The sequence below is a fragment of the Acidisoma sp. genome, from assembly GCF_035492295.1.
Taxonomy (GTDB): Bacteria; Pseudomonadota; Alphaproteobacteria; order Acetobacterales; family Acetobacteraceae; genus Acidisoma.
In genome coordinates this window covers 1-3558 of the sequence record NZ_DATJJK010000010.1, presented here as the reverse complement: position 1 = coordinate 3558, position 3558 = coordinate 1, and the positions used below count along the sequence as shown (strand labels likewise).

The following is a 3558-nucleotide window of genomic DNA, read 5'->3' as shown; positions in this document are numbered from 1 at the left end:
ACTACCGGCTGTATCCCGCCGTTCGCTACCCCACTTTCATCGAGGATTGCGCCGCGGCCTTTGCCTGGACCACGGCGCATGCGGCCGCGTGGGGCGGCAGCGACCGCTTCGTCCTTATGGGCCATTCGGCCGGCGCCTATAGCGCCGCGATGCTGGCGCTAGACGGCCGGTATCTGGCCCAGGCCGGTGCCGCCGCCCGGCCACGCGCCACCGTCGGCCTCGCCGGTCCTTACGATTTTCTGCCGGTGGGGACCGCAGAACTGCGCGCCATCTTCGGCTATCCCACATCGCCTGAGACGCAGCCGGTTGACCATGTGGACGGGCGGAACGCGCCCATGCTGCTGTTGGCGGGCACCAGGGATACGACGGTCCTGCCGCGCAATACGGAGCGGCTGGCAGCGCATATCCGCGCGGCTGGTGGACCGGTCACCGCGCGGCTCTATCCCAATATCGACCATCGGGAGATCGTGGGCGCGCTCGGCCAGCCCTTCCGGTTCCTCTGCCCGACACTTGCCGATAGCGCAGACTTCATCCGCGCGCACGCATCCGGCTGAGATCTCCCGGCGTAGGAACCTCATGGTCCCTCTTCTGTTTCTCATCCTGCTGTGCTGCAGCCTTCTCATGCTGCTCGCCTGGAAGGTGCAGCAATCAACCGGCAACAGCAGCTCGGTTGACGTCGCCTGGACGTTCGGCACGGGTGCCGCCGGCATCGCACTCATCCTCGCCCCGCCGCATGCGGCGCATCACGGAGCGCGCGCGGCGGTGGTGGCGATCGTGGCCGCAATCTGGAGCCTGCGCCTCGGCATCCACATCCTGCGCCGCGCGCTCGCCGGGCGGGACGACCCCCGCTATGCCGCGCTGAAGGAGCAATGGGGCGCGGCCTACCGGTGGAAGATGCCGGCCTTCCTGCAGCTCCAGGCGCTCAGCATCTTCCTGCTGGCCAGCGTTGTCATGCTGGCGGGCCGCAACCCGGCGCCCGGTTTTGGCGTGCTCGACAGTCTCGCCGTGCTGGTCGCCGTGCTTTCCATTGCCGGTGAGGCGATCGCCGACCGCGAAGTCGCGCGTTTTGCAAGTGATCCGGCCAATCGCGGGAAGATCTGCGAGACCGGGCTGTGGTCCTGGTCGCGTCATCCCAACTACTTCTGCGAATGGCTGATCTGGATCGCCTTCGCGCTTTTTGCCACCACGGGCGGCGGCTGGTTCCTGCTGGCCTGGGCCGGACCCGTGCTGATGTATCTGGTGCTCGTCCATGGCTCCGGCATTCCCCCGACGGAAACACATATGTTGGAGAGCCGGGGCGACGCCTTTCGTGATTATCAGCGACGCGTGTCGTCTTTCTTCCCCCGCCCCCCGAAGGACGTTGCCCGATGACGGACCTCGCCGTGCTTGCCGCCCGTGCCGCCGAGCGCCTACCGGTGCCGGATGCACTCTCCCGCCTCGGCATCGCGATGATGGTGGGGCGCACGCGGCAGAGGCTCGCGGATCAGGGCGAGGCTGCGCAGGATTTTGCCGCGGCCATGGCGGGCTTCCCGATCGCCGAGCATACGGAGGAAGCCAATGCGCAGCACTACGAAGTTCCGGCGGAATTTTTTCGCCTCGTCCTCGGCCCCCAGCGCAAATATTCCTGCTGTCTTTACGAGGGAACGGCCACCCGTCTTGACCAGGCGGAACTGCACGCGCTCGAAGAGACGGCCAGCCATGCTTTGCTTGCGGACGGCCAGGAGATTCTGGAGCTCGGCTGCGGCTGGGGTTCGCTCAGTCTTTTCATGGCCGAGCGATTTCCCGCGGCGCGGATCACGGCGGTGTCCAACTCAACCTCGCAGCGCGCCCATATCGAGGCCGAGGCGCAGCGGCGCAGTCTGCCGAATATCCGTGTGATCACCGCCGATATGAACGAGTTCGATCCGGCTGCAACGTTCGACCGCATCGTCTCGGTCGAGATGTTCGAGCATATGGCGAATTGGCGGCCGCTGCTCGCCCGGATGCGGTTCTGGCTGAAGCCCGAAGGCCGCGCCCTCATCCATATCTTTACCCATCGCGGCGCGCCCTATCGCTTCGACCGACATGACCGCGCGGACTGGATCGCTCAGCATTTCTTCACAGGCGGCATCATGCCGAGCCGGGGGCTGATGCACTGCTTCCCCGATCTCTTCACGGTTGAACAGGAATGGCAGTGGCAGGGCGGGCACTATGCCCGCACGGCGGAGGACTGGCTGCGCAATTTCGATGTGAACCGCGCGGCCATCCGCCGCGTACTCGCACCAGTTTATGGCGCTGAAACCCGAATCTGGGAACGGCGCTGGCGTCTGTTCTTCCTAGCGACCGCAGGCCTCTTCGGCCATGAAGCCGGAGCGGAATGGGGCGTCACGCATTACCGGCTCACGCCAGCGTAACGCCCTTGCCGGCGCAACGCTCAGAAATGAGCGTGGGACAGTAGATCGAACAGCGCGAGGAGCGCGACGGTGACCGCGACCGCGACCACCATCGCGGTTGGTCGGAAGCCGGCTCCGTTGCGTGAAGGCACCAGTTTTGCCTGCTCAGCCATCCTCGCCTCCTTCTCTCCTCTAGTCTTGGGGCACTACCCGCGGGAAGCGCGCCATCGCCTCCAGATCATCAAGCTTCATATGATTTCGCATATAGAGCTGGCTGGCATCCCGCACAGGCTGAAAATCCCAAGACGTCCGTTGTCCTTTCTGCAAGGCTTGCCAAACGAGGCGACGCCTCTTCTGGCTCGCCAGCACATCCGCGTGAAGCCGCGGCATGTCCCACCGCGCGGCCGCCTCGGCCCGAAAGGCCTGAAGCCGCGGGTCTTCCGGATGGCGCGCGGCGATATTGTCGCGCTCCTCCGGATCGACCGAGAGATCGTAAAACTGGTCCGGATCCGTCGGGCAGTGGATGAACTTCAGACTGCCGCGCCGGATCATGACCATCGGTGCCACAACACCCTCGGCACAGTATTCGCCGATCACGGTTCCGTGATTTCCTGCGCCCAGCGCATAGGGGATCAGACTTTGCCCGTCATGTTCGGTCGCATAGTCGGGTTCCTGCCCATTGCCCGCGATGTCGGCGAGCGTCGGCAGGATATCCACGAGGGAAACCGGCTCGGCCACGCGATGCGGTGCAAAGTGCCCCGGCGCATGCATGATGAGCGGGATGCGCGATGCGCCCTCATGGAAACTCATCTTGAACCAAAGCCCGCGTTCGCCAAGCATTTCACCGTGATCGGCAATCACCATCACGACGGTATTGTCGGCGAAGTCGCTCTCCTCCACAGCTTTCAGCAGCCCGCCGACATGATCGTCAAAATAGGAGATCGCCGCGTAATAGGCGTGGCGCGCGTCGCGCACCTGGGCCTCGGTGATCTCCTGCGCATCCTGCCCGCAGACATGGCGGAGGCGCGCGGCATGCGGGTCATTCTCGGAAATCTCCGCACCCACCCGCGGCATGTCGATCTCCTGATCCGCGTAGCGGGACCAGTAGGGATCGGCCATCGTGAAAGGGTCATGCGGGTGTGTCATGGAGACGATCATGCAAAAAGGGCGATCATCACTATCACGC

The 3558-nt window shown here is 64.8% G+C and carries 5 protein-coding genes; 3 read left to right on the top strand and 2 right to left on the bottom strand.

Going from position 1 to position 3558, the window contains the following annotated elements; all coding sequences use genetic code 11:
• From VL752_RS00825 to VL752_RS00815, 3 genes are all read left to right on the top strand, one after another.
• On the top strand, positions 1-554 hold a 554-nt coding region (locus VL752_RS00825), incomplete at its 5' end, for an alpha/beta hydrolase (protein WP_325351830.1).
• 22 nt (positions 555-576) lie between these two features.
• Positions 577-1371: a DUF1295 domain-containing protein gene (locus tag VL752_RS00820; protein WP_325351829.1), complete on the top strand. Its 795-nt coding sequence runs from the start codon at positions 577-579 to the stop codon at positions 1369-1371.
• Positions 1368-2393, top strand: a complete 1026-nt coding sequence (locus VL752_RS00815; RefSeq protein WP_325351828.1) for an SAM-dependent methyltransferase — start codon at positions 1368-1370, stop codon at positions 2391-2393. Before VL752_RS00820 ends, VL752_RS00815 begins: the two co-directional genes overlap by 4 nt.
• A gap of 20 nt (positions 2394-2413) precedes the next feature.
• On the opposite strand, the gene VL752_RS00810 is transcribed toward VL752_RS00815, so the two are convergent.
• A complete protein-coding gene (locus tag VL752_RS00810) occupies positions 2414-2545 on the bottom strand; it encodes a hypothetical protein (RefSeq protein WP_325351827.1) in 132 nt (43 codons plus the stop codon).
• Positions 2546-2564: 19 nt separating this feature from the next.
• Positions 2565-3558 (bottom strand): choline-sulfatase (gene betC, locus VL752_RS00805; protein WP_325351826.1); only part of this gene is annotated, 994 nt, incomplete at its 5' end.

Excerpts from the sequence above, each read along its gene's own strand:
- VL752_RS00820 (WP_325351829.1), top strand. The coding sequence starts at position 577 with ATGGTCCCTCTTCTGTTTCTCATCCTGCTGTGCTGCAGCCTTCTCATG.
- VL752_RS00815 (WP_325351828.1), top strand. The coding sequence starts at position 1,368 with ATGACGGACCTCGCCGTGCTTGCCGCCCGTGCCGCCGAGCGCCTACCG.
- VL752_RS00810 (WP_325351827.1), bottom strand. The coding sequence starts at position 2,545 with ATGGCTGAGCAGGCAAAACTGGTGCCTTCACGCAACGGAGCCGGCTTC.